The sequence below is a fragment of the Microvirga aerophila genome, assembly GCF_003332305.1.
GTDB lineage: Bacteria > Pseudomonadota > Alphaproteobacteria > Rhizobiales > Beijerinckiaceae > Microvirga > Microvirga aerophila.
The window spans coordinates 90397-116039 of record NZ_QOIO01000007.1; the positions used below are offsets into that span (position 1 = coordinate 90397).

General features: G+C 63.0%; 20 protein-coding genes. 7 read left to right on the top strand and 13 right to left on the bottom strand.

The features are described from left to right. Nucleotides 1-2049, bottom strand: coding sequence for a sensor histidine kinase (locus tag DRB19_RS05485; RefSeq protein ID WP_114185029.1), 2049 nt, complete (start codon nt 2047-2049; stop codon nt 1-3). Nucleotides 2050-2156: 107 nt separating this feature from the next. Here DRB19_RS05485 and DRB19_RS05490 point away from each other — a divergent pair, with 107 nt between their 5' ends. Continuing rightward, complete coding sequence (locus DRB19_RS05490; RefSeq protein WP_114185030.1) at nt 2157-3965, top strand: ABC-F family ATP-binding cassette domain-containing protein; 1809 nt, start codon at nt 2157-2159, stop codon at nt 3963-3965. Between the two features lie 203 nt (nt 3966-4168). Here the strand turns inward: DRB19_RS05490 and DRB19_RS05495 are convergent, their stop codons facing one another. Together DRB19_RS05495 and DRB19_RS05500 are read right to left on the bottom strand one after the other, a co-directional pair. Beyond that, nucleotides 4169-4900, bottom strand: coding sequence for a tellurite resistance TerB family protein (locus tag DRB19_RS05495; RefSeq protein WP_114185031.1), 732 nt, complete (start codon nt 4898-4900; stop codon nt 4169-4171). Between the two features lie 102 nt (nt 4901-5002). Continuing rightward, on the bottom strand, nt 5003-6025 hold the full coding sequence (locus tag DRB19_RS05500) for a fumarylacetoacetate hydrolase family protein (protein WP_114185032.1): 1023 nt from the start codon (nt 6023-6025) through the stop codon (nt 5003-5005). 80 nt (nt 6026-6105) lie between these two features. On the opposite strand from DRB19_RS05500, the gene DRB19_RS05505 reads away from it, so the two are divergent. The 4 genes from DRB19_RS05505 (at nt 6106) to DRB19_RS05520 (ending at nt 10317) form a co-directional block, all read left to right on the top strand. Next, a complete protein-coding gene (locus DRB19_RS05505) occupies nt 6106-7194 on the top strand; it encodes a TRAP transporter substrate-binding protein (protein ID WP_162815599.1) in 1089 nt (362 codons plus the stop codon). A gap of 160 nt (nt 7195-7354) precedes the next feature. Next, nucleotides 7355-7852 carry a MarR family winged helix-turn-helix transcriptional regulator gene (locus DRB19_RS05510; protein ID WP_114185034.1) on the top strand — a complete coding sequence of 166 codons (498 nt, stop codon included), beginning with the start codon at nt 7355-7357 and terminating at the stop codon, nt 7850-7852. After that, nucleotides 7849-8475 (top strand): maleylacetoacetate isomerase, encoded by a 627-nt coding sequence (maiA, locus tag DRB19_RS05515; protein ID WP_114185035.1) that lies wholly within the window; start codon nt 7849-7851, stop codon nt 8473-8475. The genes DRB19_RS05510 and maiA overlap by 4 nt, the downstream gene beginning before the upstream one ends. Nucleotides 8476-9042: 567 nt before the next feature. Continuing rightward, on the top strand, nt 9043-10317 hold the full coding sequence (locus DRB19_RS05520; RefSeq protein WP_114185036.1) for a porin: 1275 nt from the start codon (nt 9043-9045) through the stop codon (nt 10315-10317). A 147-nt stretch (nt 10318-10464) separates the two neighbouring features. On the opposite strand, the gene DRB19_RS05525 is transcribed toward DRB19_RS05520, so the two are convergent. Both DRB19_RS05525 and DRB19_RS05530 read right to left on the bottom strand, forming a co-directional pair. Next, nucleotides 10465-11346, bottom strand: a complete 882-nt coding sequence (locus DRB19_RS05525; RefSeq protein WP_114185037.1) for an alpha/beta fold hydrolase — start codon at nt 11344-11346, stop codon at nt 10465-10467. Nucleotides 11347-11385: 39 nt separating this feature from the next. Beyond that, complete coding sequence (locus DRB19_RS05530; protein WP_245439289.1) at nt 11386-13443, bottom strand: lytic transglycosylase domain-containing protein; 2058 nt, start codon at nt 13441-13443, stop codon at nt 11386-11388. Nucleotides 13444-13629: 186 nt separating this feature from the next. Here DRB19_RS05530 and dapA point away from each other — a divergent pair, with 186 nt between their 5' ends. Both dapA and smpB read left to right on the top strand, forming a co-directional pair. Next, nucleotides 13630-14514 (top strand): 4-hydroxy-tetrahydrodipicolinate synthase, encoded by an 885-nt coding sequence (gene dapA / locus DRB19_RS05535; RefSeq protein ID WP_114185038.1) that lies wholly within the window; start codon nt 13630-13632, stop codon nt 14512-14514. Nucleotides 14515-14519: 5 nt separating this feature from the next. Continuing rightward, complete coding sequence (gene smpB, locus DRB19_RS05540; protein WP_114185039.1) at nt 14520-14993, top strand: SsrA-binding protein SmpB; 474 nt, start codon at nt 14520-14522, stop codon at nt 14991-14993. A 140-nt stretch (nt 14994-15133) separates the two neighbouring features. Here smpB and DRB19_RS05545 read toward each other — a convergent pair whose 3' ends face one another. From DRB19_RS05545 to DRB19_RS05580, 8 genes are all read right to left on the bottom strand, one after another. Next, complete coding sequence (locus tag DRB19_RS05545) at nt 15134-15790, bottom strand: LabA-like NYN domain-containing protein (RefSeq protein WP_114185040.1); 657 nt, start codon at nt 15788-15790, stop codon at nt 15134-15136. Between the two features lie 243 nt (nt 15791-16033). Further along, nucleotides 16034-16618 carry an orotate phosphoribosyltransferase gene (gene pyrE, locus DRB19_RS05550; RefSeq protein ID WP_114185041.1) on the bottom strand — a complete coding sequence of 195 codons (585 nt, stop codon included), beginning with the start codon at nt 16616-16618 and terminating at the stop codon, nt 16034-16036. Nucleotides 16619-16703: 85 nt separating this feature from the next. Continuing rightward, on the bottom strand, nt 16704-17822 hold the full coding sequence (locus DRB19_RS05555) for an NADH:flavin oxidoreductase/NADH oxidase (RefSeq protein WP_210207440.1): 1119 nt from the start codon (nt 17820-17822) through the stop codon (nt 16704-16706). A gap of 236 nt (nt 17823-18058) precedes the next feature. Further along, the gene (locus DRB19_RS05560; RefSeq protein WP_147021865.1) at nt 18059-19186 is read right to left on the bottom strand and encodes a cache domain-containing protein; all 1128 of its coding nucleotides are present in this window, start codon (nt 19184-19186) and stop codon (nt 18059-18061) included. A gap of 21 nt (nt 19187-19207) precedes the next feature. Continuing rightward, nucleotides 19208-21181, bottom strand: coding sequence for a glycosyltransferase family 2 protein (locus tag DRB19_RS05565; RefSeq protein WP_114185043.1), 1974 nt, complete (start codon nt 21179-21181; stop codon nt 19208-19210). Continuing rightward, nucleotides 21182-22387 (bottom strand): HlyD family secretion protein, encoded by a 1206-nt coding sequence (locus DRB19_RS05570; RefSeq protein WP_114185044.1) that lies wholly within the window; start codon nt 22385-22387, stop codon nt 21182-21184. 312 nt (nt 22388-22699) lie between these two features. Continuing rightward, nucleotides 22700-23401 (bottom strand): gamma-glutamyl-gamma-aminobutyrate hydrolase family protein, encoded by a 702-nt coding sequence (locus DRB19_RS05575; RefSeq protein ID WP_114185045.1) that lies wholly within the window; start codon nt 23399-23401, stop codon nt 22700-22702. Between the two features lie 6 nt (nt 23402-23407). Continuing rightward, a complete protein-coding gene (locus tag DRB19_RS05580; RefSeq protein WP_114185046.1) occupies nt 23408-25567 on the bottom strand; it encodes a RelA/SpoT family protein in 2160 nt (719 codons plus the stop codon). Nucleotides 25568-25643: the final 76 nt, after the last annotated feature.

Here is a 25643-nt window from a genome sequence, read left to right on the forward strand (position 1 = left end):
TCAATTGCGCGCGGGCAGGGGGACGGAGATGTCGTACCGGATCCCGGTCGGCGCGAAGTCGATCGCGACGCTGCCCGACAGCTCTCCCTCGATGCTTCTGCTGATCAGCCGGGACCCGAAGCCCTGGCGCTTCGGCGGCTCCACCGGGGGGCCTCCGGCTTCGACCCAATGGAGATGAAGCTGCAACGGCCCGTCGGCTGTTCCATTGGCGGTCCATTTGAGATCGAGCTGCCCCGTCGGAGTCGCCAGAGCACCATACTTGGCGGCATTCGTCACGAGCTCGTGCAGGACGAGGCCGAGATTGATGGCATAGCGAGCCGGGAGGTTCACCTTCGGGCCTTCAACAATAATCCTGTCATCATAGTTCTTGCGATAGGGCGCCAGTTCTTGCTTGGCGATGTCGTGCAGGTTCGCGTCGCGCCATGCGTTGCGGGTCAGCAGGTCGTGAGTCTTCGACAGGGCGAGCAGGCGCCCCTCAAATGCCTCCTTGAAGTTCGCCGGGCTCGACGCCGAGCGCAGGGTTTGGGCCGCGATGGACTGCACGGTCGCAAGCGTGTTTTTCACCCGGTGGTTCAACTCGTCGAGGAAGAATCGCTGCTGATCCTCGGCCATCTTGCGATTGGTGATGTCCTGGAAGATGCCCACGAAATAAATCGGCTTCTTCTCGGAGTTGAGGAAGACCCGGCCCCGCGAGTTGATCCAGCGGATCTCCCGGTTGGGATGAAGGACGCGGTACTCATCCTCATAGTCACCGCTTCCCTGCGTGGCGGCTCGCAGCTTCTCGAGGGCCCGTTCAAGGTCGTCCGGATGCACCAACGCGCGCCAGTCATCGATGCTCACGGACTTCTGTTCCGGCGGGAGGCCGAGCAGAACAGCGGCTTGGCTCGACCAGCCGCCAATCTTCTTGTGATGATCGTACCACCAGGTGCCCATCTGCCCAGCGTCGAGCGCAAGGCGTGCCCGCTCCTCGCTGGCCTGCAGGGCTTTCTGGCGTTCTGCAACGTCATCCATCAGATCGTTGAATGCGCTGGCCAGGAGACCGAGTTCGCCGGGGCTCCCGGGAAGGTCGATGCGGGCGCGATAATTGCCGCGGCGCCACGCGCGGACCGCATCGGTCATTGTCTCGAAGGGCTTGGTGATGAAGGCGCGGCTGGTCAGCCAGGATAGGGACAGGGTTAGGACAAGCGCCGCGCCGATCAGCATGAAACCGCGCTTCGCCGTGCGGTTGATGGCCTCGAAGGCGGATTTCGACGACAGGCCCGCGCTGATATACAGACCCTTCGGCGGCACGTTGAGAGGGATGTAGCCGACGATGCGCTTGACGCCGTCCTGACTCACCGCCTCGAAGACACCCGGTTCTTCGGCACTGACGTATTTCAGGAAGGCATCGGGGATCGTGGTGCCGACGAAGCGTTCCGGCAACGGCTGCCGCGCCACGATGGTGCCTCTCCGGTCTGAGATCGTGAGCGAGCCGCCGGCAGGGAGAATGCGCTCCTTCAGCTTGTCGCCGAGCCACTGCAAATCGAGAGCAGCCGCTACGACGCCTATGGTCTCGCCATTATCGTTCCAGATCGGCAGGGCCAGGGGAAGAACCGGGCGCCCACTCAGATTTCCCTCGGCGAAATCTGCCGTATAAGCGCCGATCACGAAGCTGTTCTGCGCAATGGTTTCCTGGAAATAGGGCCGGTTGTTGTAGCGTCCGCCATCGACGAACTGTGCCCCGCTGCATTTGACGCCTCCATCGCGGTCGAGGGCAATGATGGCCACGAGATAAGGAACCCGTTGCTGGAGGCTCCGCAGGTAGGAGCTGCACCCGGCAGTGTTGAAGGTTCTGATGGAAGGTATTTCGTCCACGGCGATCAGAAGGCTGTGGATGCCGTCGAAAATGCGCTCGACCTCCGACCCTGCAAGCTTCGCCTGGCGCAGTACGAGGTCGTTGATTTCGGCCTCGCGGGCGCGGCGCAGCGACACCTCTGTGTAGGTCCAGATTACGATCGCGGGCAGAACCGAGATCAATGCGAGGAGAAGCAAGCGCTTCGTAAGAGTCATGCAAAGGTCCAGCTCGTCGAGCGTACAGGATCACAAAGATCGGCGAGCGTCCACCCTGCGGCGAAGGCGGTCTTGCATCTCACGCGTGGAGATGTCACGGAGCCCGGATGGCTCCTCCACTTCTGCTCCTTCAGGATATCGCGCTCACCTTCGGCGGCACGCCGCTGATCGAAAGCGCCGAGTTGTCGGTCTCTCCGGGCGAACGGGCATGTCTTGTGGGCCGCAACGGCTCGGGCAAGTCCACCCTGCTCAAGATCGCGGCCGGTTCCGTGGAGGCTGATCGGGGCAAGCGCTTCGTGCAGCCGGGGGCGACGGTCCGGTATCTGGCCCAGGAGCCCGACCTGGGCGCTTACTCCTCCACGCTCGCCTATGTGGAGGCGGGCCTCGGACCGGGCGATGATCCGTATCGGGCGAGATATCTTCTTGAGCAGTTGGGGCTCACCGGCGAGGAAGAGCCGGCTCATCTTTCGGGCGGCGAGGCCCGTCGGGCGGCCTTGGCTCATGTCCTGGCGCCCGCGCCGGACATCCTGCTGCTGGACGAGCCGACGAACCATCTCGATCTTCCGGCTATCGAATGGCTGGAAAGCGAGCTCAAGAGCCTGCGCTCGGCCATGGTGCTGATCAGCCACGACCGGCGCTTCCTGGAAAGTCTTTCCCAGGCCACCGTCTGGCTCGATCGCGGCATGACCCGCCGTATGGAGCGGGGCTTTGCCCATTTCGAGGCCTGGCGCGACGAGGTTCTGGAGCAGGAGGAGGCCGAGCACCATAAGCTTGGACGAAAACTTGCCTCGGAGGCCGATTGGCTTCGCTACGGCGTGACTGCCCGGCGCAAACGCAACGTCCGCCGCCTCGGCAACCTCCATGCCATGCGGGCGCAATACCGCGACCGGAATCGCGCCGTCGGAACAGTCTCGATGAGTCTCGCGGAGGCCGAGCAATCCGGAACCCTGGTGGTCGAGGCGGAGGGCATTTCCAAGGCTTATGACGGCCGCCCCATCGTGACGGATCTGTCCTTGCGCATCCTGCGGGGCGACCGGCTCGGAATCATCGGCCCGAATGGGGCCGGCAAGACGACGCTGATCAATCTCCTGACCGGTGTTCTTCCACCGGACCAGGGCAGGGTCCGGCTGGGGGCCAACCTGCAGATGATCACCCTCGACCAGCGCCGCATGAGCCTGGACCCGAACGCCACTGTGGCCGAGACCCTGACCGGCGGGCGCGGCGACACGGTACTGATCGGTGGACAGGCCAAGCACGTGATCGGCTACATGAAGGACTTCCTGTTTTCGCCCGAACAGGCCCGCACCCCCGTCGGCGTGCTCTCGGGCGGCGAGCGGAACCGCCTGATGCTGGCCCGCGCCCTGGCGCAGCCATCGAACCTGTTGGTCCTCGACGAACCGACTAACGACCTCGACCTCGAAACCCTCGATCTCCTTCAGGAGATGATCACGGACTATTCCGGCACCGTCATCCTGGTCAGCCACGACCGTGACTTTCTCGACAGGACCGTCAGTTCGGTTCTCGTCTCGGAAGGCGAGGGGCGCTGGCTCGAATATGCGGGCGGCTATTCCGACATGGTGGCCCAGCGCGGCCAGGGCGTTCAGGCACGCTCCGTCGAGAAAGACGCCAAGCCCAAGGCTGAGAAGCCTGCTCCCTCGCAGGCACCCTCGTCGGCGAAGCGCAAGCTCAGCTTCAACGAGCAGCACGACCTCAAGACCCTGCCGAAGCGCATGACCGAGATCGAAGCCAAGGTCGCCAAGGTGCAGGACATTCTGGCCGATCCGGACCTCTATGCCCGCGATCCGGCTCGCTTCCAGAAGGCGATGGACACCCTGACAGCATTGCAATCCGAGTTGGGCGCAGCCGAAGAGCGCTGGCTGGAGCTGGAGATGTTGCGGGAGGAACTGGAAGGATAGATCGCCGCACGGGCCACCGGTCTAAGAAGCCTGACGGTTCAAAGGGGAGGGCGCTTTCGGCTAGAACCGGATCCTCTTTAGATGCGCGATTTTTGCAGCTCCTCGAAATAACGACCGTCGCGAAGAACCTCGCTGCTGCTGCTGCGACCAAAGAAAATGGCCGGGACGAGCCCGGCCATAAGACAGAAGCTTCAGGCCAAAGATCAGGACGCAACCGTCTTGCCGACGGCGTCGACCTGGGTGTCCAGATGGGCGACGAGGTCCCCCGGCAGGTCCATCAGGGCGATCAGACGATCGAGATAGGCTTTCTCCTCCGGCGTGTTGACGTCACCGATCGCCACCCGGGACGCGACATAGAGCTCGGCCGCTTGCTCCTTCGTACGGGGCAGGCGGGCGATCGCAGCCGCATCGGCGGGCTTGGCCATGAGGTCGAGAAGGAAACTCTTTTCGTCGTTGCCGAGGCTTAGCTGCTGGATCTGCTCCTGGATGCGGGCGCTCTCCTGGCTATCCAGATGCCCGTCGGACTTGGCGGCTGAAATCATGGCCTGGACCAGAGCCAAACCCATTTCGTTGCCGTCCTTGTCCTTCTCCTCGTCCAGATGGAAGCCGCTCCCGGCGGGGGGCTGGGACGGCAGATTGGCCTGGTTGGGGTTCGGCATCTGCTTTGTTTTCCAGTCCTCATAAGCCTTGAAGGCCACGCTTGCGAGCACCGCCAGGCCTCCGGCCTTGAGCAGGGATCCGCCGCGAGAACGGCCTGCGCCGGAGCCTAGGATCATGGACAGCAGGGCTCCGCCGGCCAGCCCGCCCATGCCGCCTGGAACCATGGAGCCGAGGCCGCCGGGTTGGCCTCCCATGCCTGGTCGGCCGCCGCCGAAGGGCCCTTGATTGCGGCCCTGGTTCGCCATGAGGCCTTCAAGGATGCTGCCGAGGTTCATGTCCGTTCTCCCTGTCGTGATTGGTTTCGACAGTTTGAGAAAGGCCGGCACCCCAAAGAGTTCCGCGACTGCGGCGCCGATGCCACGCCCGGCGGCGGGGAATCAGGCGATCTGACTGCTATGAGCGGTGACTATCTGCTCGATCGCGCCGAAGATCGAATGGCCTGCCTTATCCTTCATCTCGATGCGGACCGTATCGCCGATCTGCAGGAAGGGGGTCTTGGCCTGACCATGGACGATTGTTTCGACCGTGCGTTGCTCCGCTATGCAGGAATAACCGAGGCCGCCCTCCGCGACAGGCTTGCCGGGACCTCCATCCCGATCCTTGTTGGAGACCGTGCCGGACCCGATGATCGTGCCCGCGCTCAAAGCGCGCGTCTTGGCCGCGTGGGCGATCAGCGTGGGGAAATCGAAGGTCATGTCGACCCCCGCATCCGGGCATCCGAAAGGTCGGCCGTTGATCATCGACCGCAAGGGCAGGTGAAGCTTCCCACCGTCCCAGGCATCGCCCAGCTCGTCCGGCGTGACGGCAACCGGGGAAAGGGTCGAGGAGGGTTTCGCATGGAAGAAGCCGAACCCCTTCGCCAACTCGGCCGGGATCAGGTTTCTCAAGGATACGTCGTTGACCAGGACCACCAGGCGGATTGCTGCGGCGGCCTCCTCACGGCTCGCGCCCATGGGGACGTCCCCGGTGATGACCGCCACCTCGGCCTCGAAATCGATCCCATGCGCCTCATCGGCCACCGGAATCGCCTCGCGCGGTCCCAGGAAGCTGTCCGATCCGCCCTGGTACATGAGCGGATCGGTCCAGAACGATTCCGGCATCTCCGCGCCGCGCGCTTTGCGCACCAGCTCCACGTGATTCACGTAGGCCGACCCATCCGCCCATTGATAGGCCCTCGGCAAGGGCGAGGCGCAATCGTGCTCGTGAAAGCGGAAGGACGGGACGGAGCCATGTTCGAGCTGTTCCGCCAGATCACGGAGCCGAGGCTCGACTTTTTCCCAATCGTCCAAGGCTTGCTGCAAGGTCGGAACAATGAAAAAAGCGTCTGTTGCCCGGGTCAGATCGCCTGAAACGACGACGAGCCTGCCGTCGCGGCCTTGTTTGAGGGAAGAAAGCTTCATAGTCACCGACCGTGTTGTTATGGTTCTCTGAACTTGCAACGGAAAACTTTTTGGGGAAACGCCTAATGACGACAATGACGTTGAAAAGAAGAAGCTTCCTGACGGGAGCAAGCCTCGCAGCGGCCGGTAGCACGGTGGCGGCCCCCGCCATTGCCCAATCCATGCCGGAGATCCGCTGGCGGCTGACGTCGAGCTTCCCGAAATCGCTGGATACGATCTTCGGCACCGCTCAGACCTTCGCCAAGTACATGGCGGAGGCGACCGACAACAAGTTTCAGGTTCAGGTTTTTGCTCCCGGCGAGATCGTCGGCGGCCTTCAGGCCCTCGACGCTGTGCAGTCGGGCGCGGTGGAATGCGCACACACCCCGGTTTACTTCTACATCGGCAAGGAGCCGGCTCTCGGCTTCGGCACCGGCGTTCCGTTCGGCCTGAACGCGCGTCAGCAGCATTCCTGGTGGCACTTCGTCGGCGGCAAGGAAATCATCAACGACATTCTGGCCCGGTATAACGCGATCTCCTTCGCGTGCGGCAATTCCGGCACCCAGATGGGCGGTTTCTTCCGCAAGGAGATCAACACGGTCGAGGACCTGAAGGGTCTCAAGTTCCGCATCGGCGGCCTGGGCGGGCAGGTGCTGGCGAAGCTCGGCGTGGTGCCGCAGCAGCTTGCCCCCGGCGACGTCTATCCGGCGCTCGAGCGCGGCACCCTGGACGCGGCTGAGTTCGTCGGCCCCTACGACGACGAGAAGCTGGGGTTCCTGAAGGTCGCCAAGTACTACTACGCTCCCGGTTGGTGGGAGGGCGGCGCCATGCTGCACCTCGTCGTCAATCAGCAGAAGTGGAACGAACTGCCCAAGCAGTATCAGGCCATCCTGTCCCAGGCTTCCGAGGCCGCGAACAGCTGGATGCTCGCCAAATACGACGCGGTCAACGGACAGGCTCTGCGCCGCATGATTGGCGGCGGAGCCGAGCTGCGCTCGTTCACCCCGCCCGTCATGGAGGCCTCCCTCAAGGCTGCGAATGAGCTCTACGCGGAGCTTTCCGCCAAGAGCCCGGACTTCAAGAAGGCTTACGATTCAATGGTGGCCTATCGGGGCGACGTGCTGCCCTGGTGGCAGCTCAACGAGTACGCCTACGATACCTTCATGATCCGCACCCGCGGGCGCGCTTAAGTCAAAATGGTTCGGCCATGCGCGTGGGACTCACGCGCATGGCCGAACGAAAATGCAGCGTTTTCGTTGCTTCTGTCGGTCGACGACACAGCCAGCCAGTCCGTTGCGGCTGCAACGCATCCGCGGTATTGGTTGCGCCGGCAACGGTTAAGGGGGCGCAATGCAATCCCGTTCGACAGCCCGGAAGGAAGCCTCCCAGGCTCTGGTGGTTCTCGAGGATTTTCTGCCCTACCGGCTCAACGTTCTGGCTAGTTTGACGTCGAATGCGCTCGCGCGGATCTATGCAGAGCGGTTCGGCCTCACGATCCCGGGCTGGAGGGTGATCGCTACTCTCGGGCAATACGATGTACGCACTGCGCGGGATATCGCTGCCCACGGGGTCATGCACAAATCAACGATTTCGCGCGCCGTTTCGTCCCTGGAGCAACAGGGCCTCATCGTTCGCCACCCCAACCAGGATGACAGGCGCGAGGAGTTGCTCGCTCTCACGCCGGAAGGACGTGGCATCTATGAGGCTCTCGCTCCGGAGGCCCTGGCTTTCGAAGAGCGTCTCGTCTCGATACTGACCCGGGCGGAGCAGGACATGCTTGCTGGAATTGTGGCCAAGCTCAGCGGCCATGCGCGATCTCTGGCGGCAGAGGAGAGGAAAGAGGCATGAAGCTCTACACCTATTTCCGTTCATCAGCGGCCTATCGGGTGCGAATCGCCCTCAACCTCAAGGGCGTCGCCTACGAGTCCATGCCGGTGAACCTCCTCAAGGGCGAGCATCGGGATGAGGCCTACCGAGTCGTCAATCCTCATGGCCGTCTTCCGGCGCTGGATCTCGGCGATACGGTCCTCGTCCAGTCTCCGGCGATCCTGGAATACCTCGATGAAGTCTACCCCGAGCCGCCATTGCTGCCGGGCGATCCGGTGCAGCGCGCCAGGATCCGCGCGGTTGCAAGTCTTGTCGGTTGCGACATCCACCCGCTCAACAATCTCGCCGTGCTCTCTTACATCAAGCGTCAGCTGGGCCACGATCAAGCCACGGTGGATGAATGGTACGCGCACTGGATCCACCAAGGCTTCGAGGCCATCGAGACCATGATCGAGCCGGGGCCTTTCGCCTTTGGCCCGCATCCGACGCTCGCCGACATTTATCTCGTGCCGCAGATCTTCAACGCACGACGGTTCAATATCCCGCTCGATGCCTATCCCAACATCGTCTCGGTGGAAGCGGCCTGCGCCGCGCAACCGGCCTTCCAGGAAGCCGCGCCGGCCCGCCAGCCCGACGCGGCCTGACAGGGACTCGTCCAATAAGTCTGCACGATGCTGTGATAGAGCGCGAAGGTGGCCACTGCAGCGTTGCGCTTTAGGCCTCGATTCGACACAGGGCAGGATAGTTCGGCCCCGATTCATGCGTTTGGAACTGGTTTTGCTCCACAGGCAGCAATGTGGTTATTCACAGCCTGACGTTGCGTAACTTTTCTTGTCGGGCCCCGATTCATGGGCAAAGAGTAGCAGGGTCGGCGAGCAAAAGTTGTTTTATCTTAAGGCTTTGTTAGGAAACTGGGTCAATCCTTTACGAAAGGTAAATAGTCCGGGTCTGTATCGTGGCCTTTGTGCAACATGCCTTCGAAAAGCCCACGATCCTGCCCATTTTGCGCCTTCACTCGGTTGTTTGCGGGTTCGTGCTGGGTAATGTGGCTTCAGCGACGGGGGCACCCCGGTCGTGATTTGGTGATTGTCAGCCGCGAGGGCTGAGAGCGCCAAGTCCTAGGGGAAATGGGACGTGTTTTAGGCTTCGCAGAAGCTCTCGAGGCACAAAACCCGGCCCCCCAAGGGTCTCAAAAACTTTGGAGGTCAACCATGAAGCTCGTTAAGAGCCTTCTGCTCGGATCGGTCGCGGGTCTCGCCGCCGTTGCCGGGGCTCAGGCCGCCGATCTTCCCGTCGCGAAGGCTGCTCCCGTTGAGTACGTTCGCGTCTGCTCCACCTACGGTGCAGGCTTCTTCTACATCCCCGGCACCGAAACCTGCCTCCGCGTCGGCGGCCGTGTTCGCGCCGACTATCTGTACGGCGAGCCGATTGACCGCGCTCAGGATGCCATCGGCTTCCGCGCCCGTGGCCGTCTGAACATCGACACCCGCACGGCAACGGCTTACGGCCTGCTGCGCGCCTACATCCGCTACGAGATCACCCGCTCGTCCGGCACGCCGTTCAACGGCGGCGCCGGCACGGTCGGCACCTCTCCCGACATCGCCCAGGCGTTCGTTCAGTTCGGCGGCCTCACCGCTGGTCGGGTCACCTCGTTCTTCTCGAACGGTGACCTGCCCACCGATCACATGGGCACCCTGCGCTTCGACGACGCTCCTGAAGTGAACCTGCTTGCCTACACCTTCTCGTTCGGCAACGGCTTCTCGGCCTCGATCTCGCTTGAAGACGGCATCGAGCGTCGCTCGGGCATCGTGAACCTCGCCACCGGTCTCCCCGAGACCTACGGCGGCCAGCGCGTTCCGGACGTGGTCGGCAACTTCAAGTACACCGGCACCTGGGGTACGGCTCAGCTCTCCGGCGCGGTTCACCAGATCCGCACCAACACGGTTGCTGGCCCGAACGCTGACTTCGACACCGAATATGGCTTCGCCATCTCCGGTACCGTTGGCGTGAACCTGCCGATGCTCGGCGCTGGCGATGCCCTCTGGTTCGCTGCGACCTACGCTGACGGCGCTCCGGCTTACCTGAACGGCGGCCTCGCTGGCTCGGTCATCAGCCCGTTCGCTGCCTTCGAAAACGGCGGCGTTATCCTGGCTGACGGCACCGTTGATCCGGTGACCGGCAACTTCGAGAAGACCCGTGCTTGGGCCATCGCCGGTGGCCTGCGCCACTACTGGACCCCGCAGGTTCGTTCGAACATCTTCGGTTCGTACCTGGACTCGGATAGCCGTCTGGCGTTCAACACGGCAGGTGACTTCCGCGAGTACCGCCTTGGCGCCAACGTGTTCTGGCAGCCGGTTTCCGGCCTGGATCTCGGCGTCGAAGTGATCTACGCGAACGTCGATCTGCGTGGCACGACGGCTCTTGGCTTCCCGCTCCGCGAATCCACCGGCTGGGAAGGCCGCCTGCGCGTTCAGCGCGACTTCTAATCGGCTCAAACCGATTGGTTAGAGGAAACCCCGGTGGAAACACCGGGGTTTTCTTTTTGCCATAAGACCTTTTAGGGAAATGCCGGGTCCTGCCGCCGTTGAAGTCAACTGGCCGGATCGGGTTCGCAATGCTGGAAATGCCTTAGGCTAGGGACTCGCTTCAGCTGCTGCGATTAGCTCCTTGACGGCTGTGACCAGTTCACCCTCGATCGCCGGGGCGTGGCCCTGGTCGGGCACGGTGATGGCGGTCAAGCGCGGATGGCTTTCCCGCATGGCGGCCAGGGTCGAGGCGGCGAACAGGTCCGAATTCGCGCCGCGGATGGCCAGCACCGGGTAGGGGTTAAGTCCGCCAAACAGGGGCCAAAGGTCCGGAAGGGGCATCTCGAGGTCAAGGGCTTCCAGCGTCTTCATCAGATTGGGGTCGTAGTTGAGGACGATCCGATCGCCGTCCTCACGCCAGGTACCCCGCGCCAGCCTTTCCCACTGATCGTCCGTCCAGCGGGGGAATTGGGCATCCGACATCTGCCTCAGGATATGCCCGGCTTCGCTCATTGTCCTAGGACTCGGCAGTTTGCCCACGTAGGAGCGGATGCGCATGAGGCCTTTTCCCTCGAGAACGGGCCCCACGTCATTGAGAACCGCCCCGGCAAGGCATGTCGGCCGGATCGCGCTCAGCGCCATGGTGATGAGGCCGCCGCGCGACGTGCCGACGAAGATCGCTTTTTCGATGCCGGCGGCCGTGAGGACCTGAAGGGTATCGTTCAGTTCGACGCGAACGTCGTAATTCTGCCAGTTCTTGTCCCATTCGGACCGGCCGCGCCCCCGGTAGTCCAGGGCGAGCACCCGGCGCGGCCGGGTTTCATCCTGGCTCAGGGACTCGGCCAATTCGCTGAAATCCGCCGATGTGCGGGCCAATCCCGGAAGGCACACGACCGGAAGAGCATGGGTGGCTTCCGGTCCATAGTCACGGGCGTAAAGCCGCAAGCCATCGGCTGCGGACACGAAAAGATCGCGGTAACGGCCGTTCATTGGTCTTCCTGATATCGCCCCTGGGGCGGCGATCCTGCCTCAATAATCGGGCTGTGTCGCCTCCACCGTCACCGGTGTCGCGCCGCCATCGAGCCGCTGCCTGTATACGAGCAGGTTCTCCATCACGCGCTGAACGTAGTTGCGGGTCTCGTGGAACGGAATGCGCTCGATCCAGTCGACCACGTCCACGTGGGGCTTGCGGGGATCCCCGTAGGCGTCGATCCATTTCTTCACGTTGCCGCCGCCTGCATTGTAGGACGCAAAGGCCAGAATATGGGAGCCTTTCCAGTCCTCCATCAACTCGCCCAGGTGGGCCGACCCGAGCTTGGCGTTGTAGGACGGATCCTCCACCAGCCGATCGAGGTTGAAGCCGACGCCGAAGCGTTGGGCCGTTCTTTTGGCCGTTGCCGGCATGAGCTGCATCAGGCCCCGGGCCCCTGCGCTCGAAACAGCCCGTGGGTTGAAGGCGCTTTCCTGCCGGGCAATGGCATAAACCATCGCGGGCTCGACCTCGTCCCCGACACGCTCGAATTCCGGGATGGCCGAGACAGGGTAGGCATGGACATCGAGCGGGAAGCCGCGCTGCATCGCGATCTTGCCGATGGCCAGAACGGCCCGGGGATTTTTCTCGGCGGATGCCAGGGCCGCCAAGGCGTCGAGGTGGCTCGGATCGGTCAGGCCCTGGGCCAACTCGCTATAAAGACTGAGCGTGAGCTCCGGTTCTTCGATCTGCTGCAGAAGCCGAACCGCCTGAATCGGCGCGAGAGCCTCGAAGGCCCTGCGGCCGTCCCCGGTCAAGGGATCGACGGACCGCAGAAGGATCTTCTGTCCCAGCTTCTCCTTGGAGAGTTGGCCGTAATAGGTCGTGGGGTTGTCCGCCGCGCGCTCGTAGAAAAGCTTGGCGTCCTGGGGGGAGCCGCTGGCCTCCGCCGCACGGCCCTGCCAATAGGCCACGCGCGAGATGGAAATCGGACTGGATGCGGTCTTGGCCACGGTGGCGAAATGCTCAGCGGCCGCCGAAGCGTTATTGAGGAAACGCAGGGCAATCCAGCCTGCGTGGAATTCGGCCTCGATCTGCTGCACCGGGCTTTCCGCCACGTGGTTTCGGGCAACCTCATAAGCCAGTTGGGCGTCGCCCTTATCCAGAAGATCGCGGGTGATCCGGCGCTGCTCCGCCCACCATTCATCCCCGTCGACTCGCGCTTCGTGATCGCGCGGGGCCTGCTTGATGACGGTAGCCGCCTCGATCAGCTTGTTCGACCGGCGCAGGAAGAGCGCCCGGGAGAACATGTAAGAGGCGTCCTTGCGCAAGTCCGCCGGCACGGACCCGAATACCTTTTCGGCAGCCTTTTTACCCTGGAAGCTCCCCATGCGGGCCTTCACCAGGCTCGCATATGGCTTGCCGGCATAACCGGCGGCCCGGGTGGCCGCGCCCCAGTTCTCCTTGTGCAGCAGCCGCTCCATCCGGTAGCGATGGTCGGCCTCGGTCAGAACGCCCGGAAACCGGTCGAGGATGCGACTTTCCATGTCATTGCCGAAAGTGTCCTCCCGCCAGACATGCCTGATCTGGGCTTGGGCCTCCTGGTCGGCCCCATCCGCCTTCAGGGCGAAGGCGAGCGCGATCCGGCCGGAGGCGGACATGGGCGGCTGCGTGGCGAAATAGGCGCGAACCTCCGACGAAGCCTTGCGCTCCGTCAGAAGCGCCTCTTCGGTTCTCCTGCGGGTCTGGCTCGACGCGGGCCAGTCCGGGTAATCCTGCCGGAACGCCATGAGCCGGTCGAACTTCATGGGGATGCCGGCCTTGATGGCGAACCATTCCGCCAGCGCCATCGCGCCGGGCTGGGCCAGCTTGGATTTCAAAATCGCTGCCTCGGTCCAGTCGTTGCCTCGGTAGGCTTTGAAGATCAGCGGCAGGTAGTCCAAATCCCCCAAGGGCTCGCTGAGCGGGACATAGCTGGCCTCGATCGAGCCCGTGACCGCCACATCCGGAAACGGCGGCCGGGGAGGGCCCTCATTCGCCTGAACCGGCAGCATCGAGAGTTGGGCAAGCGCTGCCGACGCCAAAAGGTGCGTAACGAGGCGTGTTCCGAGGCTCATGAAGTCCCCCACAAATCTCTCAAGTGCCGTCGCGAGCATGATTGTGACGACGTTTCTCTTGAGGAAACACTAACTGCCGGGCTAGGACAACAGGCCAAAAGGCAGTTTGCGCGCAAGCGCCGCAGCCCCTATGTGTTAAACCCTTATACTCTCCAGGCCCTGGCGCACCGTTTTCGAGGATTTTTCATGACCCAGTTCAAAGGCTCCATCACGGCTCTCGTGACCCCCTTCAAGGATGGAGCCGTGGACGAGAAAGCGTTCCGGGCCTTCATCAACTGGCAGATCGAGAACGGCACCAACGGCCTCGTACCCGTGGGCACGACGGGCGAGAGCCCCACGTTGAGCCACAAGGAGCATGAGCGGGTCGTCGAGATCTGCGTTGACGAGGCGAAGGGAAGGGTGCCGGTCATCGCCGGCGCCGGCTCCAACAGCACCTCCGAGGCGGTGGCCTTCGCCCGGCATGCGGAGAAGGTTGGGGCGGACGCCGTTCTGGTCGTGACGCCCTACTACAACAAGCCCACGCAGGAAGGCCTTTATCAGCACTACAAGGCCATCAACGACGCCATCGGCATTCCGATCATCATCTACAACATTCCGGGCCGGTCCGTCATCGACATGTCGGTCGACACCATGGCGCGGCTCTACGAGCTCAAGAACATCGCCGGCGTAAAGGATGCGACGGCCAACATGGCCCGCGTCAGCCAGCAGCGAAAGGCCATGGGGCCGGACTTCATCCTGCTCTCGGGCGAGGATGCGACGGCGCTTGGCTTCATGGCCCATGGCGGCCATGGCTGCATCTCGGTCACGTCGAACGTGGCGCCCGCCCTTTGCGCCGAGATGCAGAAGGCCTGCCTCGAAGGCGATTTCGCATCGGCCCTCAAGGTGCAGGATCGCCTCATGCCCCTGCATGAATCTCTTTTCATCGAGACCAATCCGTCCCCCGTGAAGTATGCCGCCTCCGTGCTCGGCCTCATGGAAGACACGGTGCGCCTGCCCATGATCCCGGTCTCGGAGGGCACCAAGCAGGCCGTCCGTTCGGCCATGGTGCACGCGGGCCTGATCAACGCTTGAATGTGATGAAGAACGATCCGAAGAACACGAACCGCGTCGTCGCCGACAACAGGAAGGCGAGGTTCAACTACGAGATCATGGACACCTACGAGGCCGGCATCTCGCTGACCGGAACCGAAGTCAAATCCCTGCGCGAGGGGAAGGCAACCATCGGTGAGGCCTATGCGGGCCCGTCGGGGGACGAGATCTTTCTCTTCAACGCCTATATCCCCGAATACCTGCAGGCCAACCGTTTCAATCACGAGACGCGGCGGCCTCGGAGACTGCTCCTCCACAAGCGCCAGATCAACAAGCTGATCGGCGCGACCCAACGGGAGGGGTTCACGGTGATCCCGCTCAAGATCTACTTCAACGATCGCGGCAGGGCGAAGGTCGAACTCGGCCTCGGGCGCGGCAAGAAGCTCCACGACAAGCGTGAGGCCGAGAAGGAGCGGAGCTGGAACCGGGAAAAGGCCCGCCTCATGCGGGACAAGGGCTGAGAGCCCAACGCAGCTCGATGCATAGACCGTCATGGCCGGGGCAACCCCGGCCATCGTTGCTTAAAAGGCCAGTGCTTGGGTAAGAAACGCGAATGCCCGGCACGTGGCCGGGCATGAAGCGGGCAAGTTCCTCGTGGTCTTTAGACCTCGAAATCGTCGTCCTGCGGCTGACGGATGCCATAACGGCGCTCCAAACCGCCGCTCTGCGGCGGCTGGGGACGGGAGCGCTCCGGGCGCTCATGGTTGTCGCCGGGATTCCGCTGAGGGCGGTCGGAAGGGTCGCGCCCGATCCGGGAGGCCAGCTGCGATAGATCCAGGAACTCGTCGGCCTGACGGCGCAGCTCGTCCGCCACCATCGGCGGCTGGGTGGTCACCGTCGAGGCGACCGAGACGCGGACGCCACGGCGCTGCATGGCCTCCACCAGGGACCGGAAATCGCCGTCGCCCGAGAACAGGACCATGTGGTCGATGTAAGGGGCAAGTTCGAGCGCATCGATGGCGAGCTCGATGTCCATGTTGCCCTTCACCTTGCGGCGGCCGGTCGAGTCGACGAACTCCTTGGTGGGCTTCGTCACGACCCGGTAGCCATTGTAGTCGAGCCAATCGATCAGCGGGCGGATGGATGAGTATTCTTGGTCTTCGACCAGAGCCGTATAGTAGAAAGCTCGCACCAGGGTGCCGCGGCTCTGAAATTCCTTAAGCAAACGCTTATAGTCGATATCAAAGCCAAGTGTTTTCGTCGTAGCGTAAAGGTTGGCTCCATCGATGAAGAGCGCGATCCGTTGTTGGCCTGACATAACTATTCTCTGAGTGGATCCGGCTGGGCTTCGCAAGAAGCCTGTTTAGCAGAGCGGCATCAAAATTCTTCGCAAATGAAATATTTTGCGTGATCGTTTTACGGCGTTTCCAAAAACAGGCGGCTTGAAACCCATCAGATGAGTAAAAAACTGCAACGCCAATAGTAAAACGGCGCTACGTTAATGTGTCAAGTTTATGGCAGGTCACAGGTCAAGTGTTTTGTGAAACAGTAAACAGCTATTCTATGTTCTAAGATTACGACTGCCCGGCTTTACGGCGGGAATCTTGGCTAATTCCGGCGGGAGCTGGTCGGGCGCGTATGCCGGGATGTCGAGTTGCACAAGGGAAACCAGGGGTGCGCCGAGATCCGCCTTGCCGCCCGAGCGGTTGATCAGGCAGGCGGCGCCTACGAGGGTACCGGGATGCTCGCGCAGGGCCGCCAGACATTCGCGGGAGGAAAGGCCTGTGGTGACGATGTCTTCCACCATGACGACCCGGGCCCCTTCCGGAATCGTGAAGCCGCGCCGTAGGACGAAGACACCGTTCTCACGCTCCACGAAGATCGCCTTGCATCCGAGATGCCGGGCGGTTTCGTAGCCGGGCACGATGCCGCCGACCGCGGGCGACACCACATAATCGATGGGCCCGTATGTTTCCTTGATCTTGTCGGCGAGCGCCCGGCACACCCGCTCCGTGCGGGCCGGGTCCTGGAACACGAACATCTTCTGCAGGAAGACCGAGCTGTGCAGCCCCGACGAGAGGATGAAGTGGCCCTCCAGCAACGCGCCGGCGGAGCGGAATTCATCGAGGATGTCGTCTTGGGTCATGGCCTGTATCTCCTGCATGAGCGCTCTTTGGCAGGCGCCTTGACGGGACGCAAGGTCAAAGCTTGGCGATGCCGTTTTTGCCCCCCTAACGCTGCCCGTGCTTCGCGTTCTGGAACAGATCCTTGAACTCGCGCGGTTGCGAGCGCCAGTATTGTTTGGGTGCGCGGACCTGGGCGCCAAGTTTGGCGGCGGCATGCCATGGCCAACGCGGGTCGTACAGCATCGCCCGCGCGAGTGAGACCATGTCGGCCTCGCCGTTGGCAATGATGGCCTCCGCCTGCTCCGGTTCAGTGATGAGGCCGACGGCCATTGTCGGCAAGCCCACCTCCGCCTTGACCCGCTGCGCGTAGGGCACCTGATATCCGGGTCCAAGCTTGATCGCCTGTGCCGGAGAGACGCCGCCGGTCGTCACGTGAACTGCCGCGCAGCCTCGGCTCCTCAGTGCTTTCGAAAGTGCAATCGTGCCCTCGATATCCCAGCCGTTTGGGACCCAGTCCGTCGCGGAGATTCGCATCCAAACGGGTTTCTCGGCCGGAAACACATCCCGCACCGCCTCGAAGACCTCGATCGGAAAGCGCATGCGGTTTTCGAGGCTGCCGCCGTATTCGTCCTCGCGCTTGTTGGCGATCGGCGACAGGAATTGATGAAGCAAGTAGCCATGAGCGCCATGAAGCTCAATGCCGTCGAGGCTGAGCCGCGCCGCCCGCTGGGCCGCCCGGGCGAAGTCGTTTCGAACGCGGTTCAGTCCATCCCGATCAAGTCCCATCGGCGACGCCTCGTGCTCGGCGTGCGGAACGGCAGAGGGGGCCTCGGTCAGCCAGCCCAGGGGTTCGTCAGGGCGGATCTGCGCGCCGCCGTCCCATGGAGTGCGGCTCGACCCCTTGCGTCCCGCATGGGCGAGTTGCACGGCGACCGGGATCGGCGAGTAAGTCCTGACCGCCTTGAGCGCGCGGGCGAGGGCCGCTTCGGTCTCGTCGGAGTAGAGGCCAAGATCCCAGGGGGTGATGCGCCCCTGTGGCGACACTGCCGTGGCTTCGAGGATCATGAGGCCTGCGCCCGACAGGGCCAGATGGCCGAGATGGATCATATGCCAATCGGTCGCCTGGCCGTCCTCGGCCGAGTACTGGCACATGGGCGCGATAGCGATCCGGTTTTGCAGCCGAAGATTGCCAATGCTCAACGGCTCGAACAGGCGACTCATCATTTCACTCCTGCGTCGCGGCGACCGACCAGCGCGGGAAACGACTGTCCGGCGGGTTCAAGGGATGCCAGCAAGTCTCACACGACAGAAGCCGCAACTCGACATCTGTCGACAGGAGCGCCGGGTAACCTTCTCGGATAAAGCGGGAGGCCGCCGCGCTGGGCTTCCCTTGCGGAACATCGCACCGCAAGTTCGTTGGTTCCGCAAGGGGTAGCTTTGCTAATGCGCAGGAAAAGCTCCTAGTTGCCTTTCTGGCGCCGCAGCTCGGTAACTTTGTCGGATGTCTTTACCGGCTGGTACGGCCTCATTTCCCGGGTCTGAAGGTTTGTGAGCGCGGCGCTCAGGCGGGACGCCTCCTGATAGCGGGTTTCCTCGTAAGGCGGCTGGCGGTTGTCGCCGCTCACGAGTTTCTCGGCAAAGCCTGCGAGACGGTTCAAGGGGGTGGCGAGCCATGTGGCGAAGACATAGAACAGCGCCAGCGCAGCGAGCGCTCCGGCTCCGAGCAATACCCAGAACGAACGGATGATCGACCGCGTCGGCGCGAGAACGGCGTCCGCGTCTGCCCGGACGATGATGCTCCAGCCGAAGCTCGGCATGTCCTGGTGCTGAACGGCAGGGACCACGGCCGTGATATAGCGCTTTCCGTCCGGCCAGAGCTCGTCGAGGGAGACGGCGGCCGTTTGCCCGGCCGCAATCGCGGAACCGACCGAGAGGGTCTTGTCCTGGAGATCTGCGGGTCCGGACAGGACAACCCGATTTCGTGACACGAGCAGGAAGTCCACTCCCGGCACCTTCTGGCTTCCAACGTTCTCCTGAACCCATTTCCAGTCGAAATGCGCGCCCAGCGCGCCCGTGACCTGGCCTTCTGCGCTGCGAATGGGTGTCGAGAAATCGACGAAGCGGCGCGGCTCCTTTGACGGGGCCATGAGTTTCGCCAGAAGAACCGCGTCATGCACGTCGGTTGCGGCCGGGCCCTCGAGGCCACGGCGGAACCATGGGCGCTGAGCGACGCTCTGCCCTTCGAGCATGCCCTGGGAGGCGGCGACGACCGTGCCCTCCACGTTCGCGGCGCCAACCCAGGAATAGCGGGGGTCCATGCTGCCCAGGAAGGAGAACTGCCGGCGCAGGTCCTCGGGCTTCTCCATGTCCGCGAGGCGGGCCATTCCCTCCACGTCCCGCCAGAGCTGATGCATGCGCCGTCCGAGCTGTTCCGCGGCAAGTTCGCCAATAACCTGAAGACGATTCGCATTCGCCGTCTCGGCCCGTCGCTGAAACGCATCCGTGAAGATCGAGCCTGCGATCAGGGCCGGGGCGATCATGAACAGGGCGCCGCCGAGAAACACAACGTTCTTTAATTTCAGGGCCATCGAGAAATGCCTTTCGTTCAATCAGCGTGACGACAGAGACCGCATCCAGCCCTTCATCATCAGGACCAGATCGCCTCGCTGCGCGCCTGGCGCAGCATCAACCGTGTGGAGCTTGCGAAGCAGGCCGAGCCGCTGCTCGGGCGTCGGCTGGAGATCGAGCCGGTACCCATCGATCAGCTCGCCGGAAATACGCGCCGGCACATCGCCCACATCATCGAAGGCGATGACGCCCTGCTCGCCCACTGTGAGCCCGGACGGACCCCGCACCCGGGCCTGATCGGCGCCAAGGTCGAGTACCCAAGACCGGAAGCGCCGGCCATCCATGAAGAGCGCGGCAATCTCCGAACCCATCCGCTGCGGCCGGTTCGCGCGCGGCCGCTCGATGCAGGCCAACATGGTGACGCCAAGTACCAGCAGGTTGTAGAGCGTCCAGAATAGGACGACCCGGATGCCTTCGCCGGCCTTGCCGACGTGATTGAAGCCGAAGTCGAACAGGAGGGGGAGGAGGAGCCCGAGAATCGTCAACCCGAACAGGATCGCGAAGGGCTTGAGGATCGGCCACTGGACGACAGTCTTGGTGCGGTCGCCGCCCTTGGCCGTCACCTTGAACTTGTGCGGCCCCTTTGTGAAAAGACCCATCCAGACCGCGCGGGTGATCGGCCACGCCGCCAGGAGCTGCGAGACGTCGTTGAGGACCGGCCAGATCAGGCCGCCCGATATCCAGTTCAGGCTGATGAGAACCGCCACGTAATAGGGGACGTAGTACGAAACGATATCGGGCAGCGTCGCCTCGACCACGATCACGCCGAAGTACCAGTACAGAAGCGGGCAAATCAGACTAATGATGCGGAACGTAAACGTCGTGGTCCAGAAAAGCAGCGAGTCCAGAAGGCTCAAGCGCTCCATGAAGTTCAGGCCGTGCGAGCCCCACGGGGCGTAGACGTTGCGCACGATCTCCATCATGCCGAGGCACCAGCGCCCGCGCTGCACGATGTATTCCTGAAGGCCCTCCGGCGCGAGGCCTTCCGTCAGCGGCTCGTTGAGATAGACTGTGCGCCAGCCGTTTTCTCCCAAGCGGAGGGTCAGCAGGAAGTCCTCAGTAACGCTCTCGGTCGGAAGCCCACCGATGGCCTGCACGGCGGCGATCCGCACCATGGACGAGGTTCCGCAGCAGACTGCGATGCCCCATGCGTCGCGGGCAGGTTCGAGATGGTCGAAGAAGAAGCGCTGCTCGTCCGGATACGCAGCAGCGATGCCAAGGTTATGCTGAATGGGATCGGGATTGAAAAAGTGCTGGGGGGTCTGGACGAGCCCAACCTTCGGATCATGAAAGAGGGCCAGCACCCGGCTGAGGAAGTTGCGGTGAGGAACGAAGTCGGCGTCCAGCACGGCCGCGAAGTCCGGCGCATCCTCGTCCTTCAACCGTTGAGACAGGGTGTAGTTGATGTTGCCGGCCTTGGCGTGGTTGTTGTCCGGCCTCGTCCGATAGCCGACCTCCAGACGCTGGCAGGCTGCTTCCAGCCAGGGGCGGCGTCCGTCGTCCAACACGAAGATTCGGAACGATGGGTAGTCGATGGCCTTGGCGCCGGCGAGGGTGCGCTCGAGAACCTCAAGCTCCTCGTTATAGGTGGCAATGTAAATGTCGATCCTCGGCGGGGGCTTGTCGCCCCACCATTTCAGGTTCTGGTCCACTTCCTCGTGCCGTTCGCGCCTGCGGGTGAGGATCAGATAGGCAAGCGTCGAAGAGGCCAGCGTCAGCGCCTCGATGGTCACGAAAATCCATCCGAAGACAGCGTCCACCAGGGATCCGTTGGATGGCACTGTTTCGGTGATGCGCCAGTAGATGTAGCGCCAGCCGAGGAACGCGGTCATCGCCAGAAGAAAGACGCGCAGTCCCCCGCTGGGCTTGCTGCCGGTGGACAGAAGCATGAGCGCAAGCCCCACCACGATGGCCGCCCCGGCATAGCTCGAGAGGTATGTGTCCAGCGCGAGCATCTAGAAGCCGAAGCGCCCCAGGGCCTGCCGCATGCTGGCGAGGGGCCCTCCGGAGAAGATGACGCGACCCGTGCGTCCGACCGAGCAGGCGAGCTCCGGGTTGTTTGCCAACTCGGGTACGGTCAGCGTCACGTCGAACCGGGTAAGGTGCTCGGGGCTCGGGCCAATGGCGAGATTGCTGTAAAGGCTCGATGCGCCCGATCCGCCCAAGCGGGTGATCGTGGCGTTGAACACGCGGCTGTCGCCGTTGAGCCGGAACTGGGCCGGCATGGCGATCTTCAGCCTCGCATAGAGCGACTCGCTCACGCTTGCCGTCACCATGACGCTCGAGCAATCGACGAACTTCACGAGATCCTGACCGCGGTTGACGTGCTCGCCGTTGCTGGCGAGGAAGTTCCAGACAATCCCGGGCTGCTGGACATTGAGGTCAGCCGAGGTCAGCCGGTTCACCCTGAGGCGTTCGGCGGAAATCTGCTCCGCGCTCTGCTTGAGGCGCAGGTTGATCTGGCCGGTCTCGGCCGCAAGCTCGGCCAGGCGCAGATCGAACTCCCGGATCCGCTGCGTCGAAAATGGAGCGTCGTTGTAGGAATCGCCGATGAAGACGCCGTTCTGGGCCGAGGACAGCTCCGTCGTCAGGTAATTGGCGCGCGCGCGCGAGCTCTCGATTTCCTGCTTCGCGACATCGAATTCCGCCTTGGCCCGATCGAGAGTGATGGCCGTCTGGACGCCGCGGTCGCTGAGCTCGGTGGTGCGCTTCAAAGCACTTTCGGCCTCACGCAAACGGGCCGCCGCCGAACCCTGGGTGGCCTGAGCTTCGGCGATGCGGGCCTGGATCTGCCTGATCCGTCCCTCCTGGTAGTCCTTCGCCTGCGCCTGAAGCACCTTCCTGGCTTCACCCACGGCTGCCACCTGAGCCTTGATGCGCCCAAGATCCGCCTCGAGGGAAGACCGGGCTCGCTCGAGATCGATCAGCCGGGCCGTATCGAAGCGCTCGTCGGTAATGCGCGCGACGGTCTCATCGTCGGATACCCGTGCCCCAATATTGCGGATCGTGAACTCGATCTGGCCTTCGACGGGGGCCCGCAGGACCGTGGTCCCGGCATTGATCGTGGCGTCGGCGCTTGTTCCAGAGAGGTGCTCGCCGACGACGATATAGAGCCCTCCGAGGAGCAGTATCGCTCCCAGAATAATACGGATTCGTTTCATTTCTTCTTCAGCGAGGTTCCTCTGGATTTAGCTTCCAGCAGGTTGTTTCAAAGCACGGCTAAGCGTTAGCAAAGGCTGATAGCATAACACCTTTGGACGAACTAGAGTTCGCCGGGTTTAAACTTGAATTGAATATATTCTATTGGATAGCCAAGTATTGCTTGTGCGCGTTCAGTAAAAATCATGCACCCGCAAGGCCTTAGCCTTAGCTTTGCGGTTTCATGCAGCGATGCACCATGCTCGGCGGGCGATGAAGTAAAGATCCTTGGTTCTGAAATATCGTTCTATATTCAGCAGTTCGCCGAAACCGGCTTAGATTGGTTCGCCGGCTGCTTCGACGAAGGCGCCGAAGAGGCGGTTTCCCGGATGCTCTTGGGCCGCGAAGGCCTCCTGGTGCCACTGAACGCCGATCGCGAAGCGCTTGCCTGGCACCTCGATGGCCTCGATGACGCCGTCCTCGGCATGAGCGCTGGCGACGACCGAGGGGGGCAGGCTCACCACTGCTTCCCGATGGAACGTATTCACGGCAATCTCAGGCCGGTCGAGGATGCGCGACAAAATCGTGCCCGGCTGGATGGAGACCGGATGCAGGGCTCCGCGCCTGTCATGATCGAGAATGTCGGGGCCGAGCGACCGGACATCGGGCGACAGGCGGCATCCAGTGAGAGCGGCCAGGATCTGCATTCCGTTGCAGATGCCGAGCACCGGCTTGTTCCTGTCGAGAAAGCCCTGCATGAGCGCCTGCTCGATTTCAAGGCGCTCCGAAAACGGGGAACGGGAGGCTTCTCCATCCTGATACCAGGCATCCGGAAAGGCAAAGCGGCCGCCAACGCTCAGGAACCCGTCGAACTCCTCGATGACCGGGTCGATCATGTCGCCGAAATAGGGAATTCCGAAGGGCAGGCCGCCGGCCCGTTGGACGGCGATGAAATACCCCTTGGTCATGTCATAGCGGGTGCCGTCCACGCTGGTGTTCTCGTCCATGATGACGGCGATGCGGGGCCTCCGGGGCACGGCGGCTTACCCTGTGACCCGGTCCACGCGGCTCACCACGCGTTTTGCGCGCAGCTCCGCGATGATCGCATTGAGATGCTTCAGGTCCCACACGGTCAGGTCGATGGTGACGTCGGTGAAGTCCTGCGTCCGCCGTCGCATGTTCACGTTGTCGATGTTGCCGTCGTGGTCGGCGATGACCTGGGCGATCTGCGCTAGAGAGCCCGGCTCGTTGATGGATTGGAGCTTGATCCGCGCCGGAAAGCGCTGGGGGCCGGATTCGAAGTCCCAGCGCACGTCGATCCAGCGGTCCGGTTCGTTGTCGAACGCCGCCAGGGACGCGGACTGGATGGGGTAGATGGTCACGCCTTCGCCCGGCGTCAGGATGCCGACGATTCGGTCGCCCGGCACGGCTCCCCCTTCGGGCGCAAAGCGGATCGGCATGTCGGCATTGAGGCCGCGAATGGGAATGCCGCTCGACGCGCCGTCTCCCGAGCCGTCCTTGCCGCCGCCGTTGGGCTTGTCCGACCGGACCATGCCGTCGCCGCCCTTATAGTCGGGATAGACGGCCCGCACCACGTCGCCCGAGAACATTTCGCCCCGGCCTACGGCGGCCAGCACGTCCTCCAGGGAGGCCCGCGCCAGACGGGGCAGGGCCCCTTTGAGCTTGTCGTCGGCGAAGGGGCGGCCGGCACGCTCGAAGGCCCGTTCCAGGATCTGGCGGCCGAGGCCGGTATATTGACGCCGCACAGCTGTCCGGGTCGCCCGGCGGATGGAGGCGCGCGCCTTGCCAGTGACCACGAGGGATTCCCAAGCGGCCGGAGGCGTCTGCCCGTCGGCGCGGACGATCTCCACCTCGTCGCCGTTCTGCAGCTCCGTCAGCAGGGGGGCGACGCGGCCGTTGATCTTGCAGCCCACCGCCGTGTTGCCGACATCCGTGTGAACCGCATAGGCGAAGTCGATGGGTGTCGCGCCCCGGGGCAGGGCGATGAGGCGGCCCTTGGGCGTGAAGCAGAAAACCTGGTCGTGGAAGAGTTCGAGCTTCGTGTGCTCGAGAAACTCCTCCGGATTGTCGCCTTCGGCCAGGAGGTCGATCGTTCGGCGCAGCCATTGATAGGCCCGGCTCTCATTGGCCAGACGGGAATTGTCGTTGACGCCTTCCTTGTAGAGGGCATGGGCCGCGATGCCGTGTTCGGCGACCTGATCCATCTCGTCGGTGCGAATCTGGAGTTCGACGCGCTGGCGTCCGGGCCCGATCACCGTGGTGTGGATGGAGCGGTAATCGTTCTGCTTCGGCGTCGAGATATAGTCCTTGTAGCGCCCGGGGACCATCGGCCAGGTGGTGTGGACGATCCCTAAGGCTCGGTAGCATTGGTCGGTGGTGCCGACGATGATCCGGAAGCCGAAAATATCGGAAAGCTGCTCGAACGAGACGGACTTGCGCTCCATCTTGCGCCAAACCGAATAGGGCCGCTTCTGGCGGCCGCTCACCTCGGCGACGATGCCCTGGGCTTGCAGCTTGGCGGTCAGATCCCGCTCGATCTCCTCGACCAGTTTCTCGGCCTTGGCGGTGACTTCCCGCAGGTGCCGGGTGATCGCCTCATAGGCTTCAGGGTCGAGGTTCTGAAAGGACAGGTCTTCCAGTTCCTCGCGCATTTCCTGAATGCCCATGCGGCCGGCAAGCGGCGCATAGATGTCGAGGGTTTCCTCGGCGATGCGCTTGCGCTTCTCCGGCGGCATGAACTGGAGCGTGCGCATGTTGTGCAGGCGGTCGGCGAGCTTCACCAGCAGGACCCGCACGTCGTCCGCGATGGCGAGCAGGAGCTTGCGGAAGTTCTCGCCCTGGGCGGCCCGCTTCGACACGAGGTCGAGACGCTTGATCTTGGTGAGGCCGTCCACCAGAGCGCCGATCTGCGGTCCGAAGGTCTTGTTGATTTCTTCCAGCGTCGCCTCGGTGTCCTCCACGGTGTCGTGGAGGACGGCGGCCGCGATGGTGGCCTCGTCGAGCTTGAGCTCTGTCAGGATCGCCGCCACTTCCAAGGGATGGCCGAAGAACAAGTCGCCGGAAGCACGCTTCTGGTTGCCATGGGCCATCATGGCATACACGTAAGCGCGGTTGAGAAGCGCCTCGTCAGCCGAGGGGTTATAGCGCTTGACCCGCTCGACAAGTTCATACTGGCGCATCATTCGGCGGCCATCTCCTTTGCCACCGGCTTTAGGCGGCTGAAGTTAAAAAGATATTGTGGAACAAAGGTGAACCGCA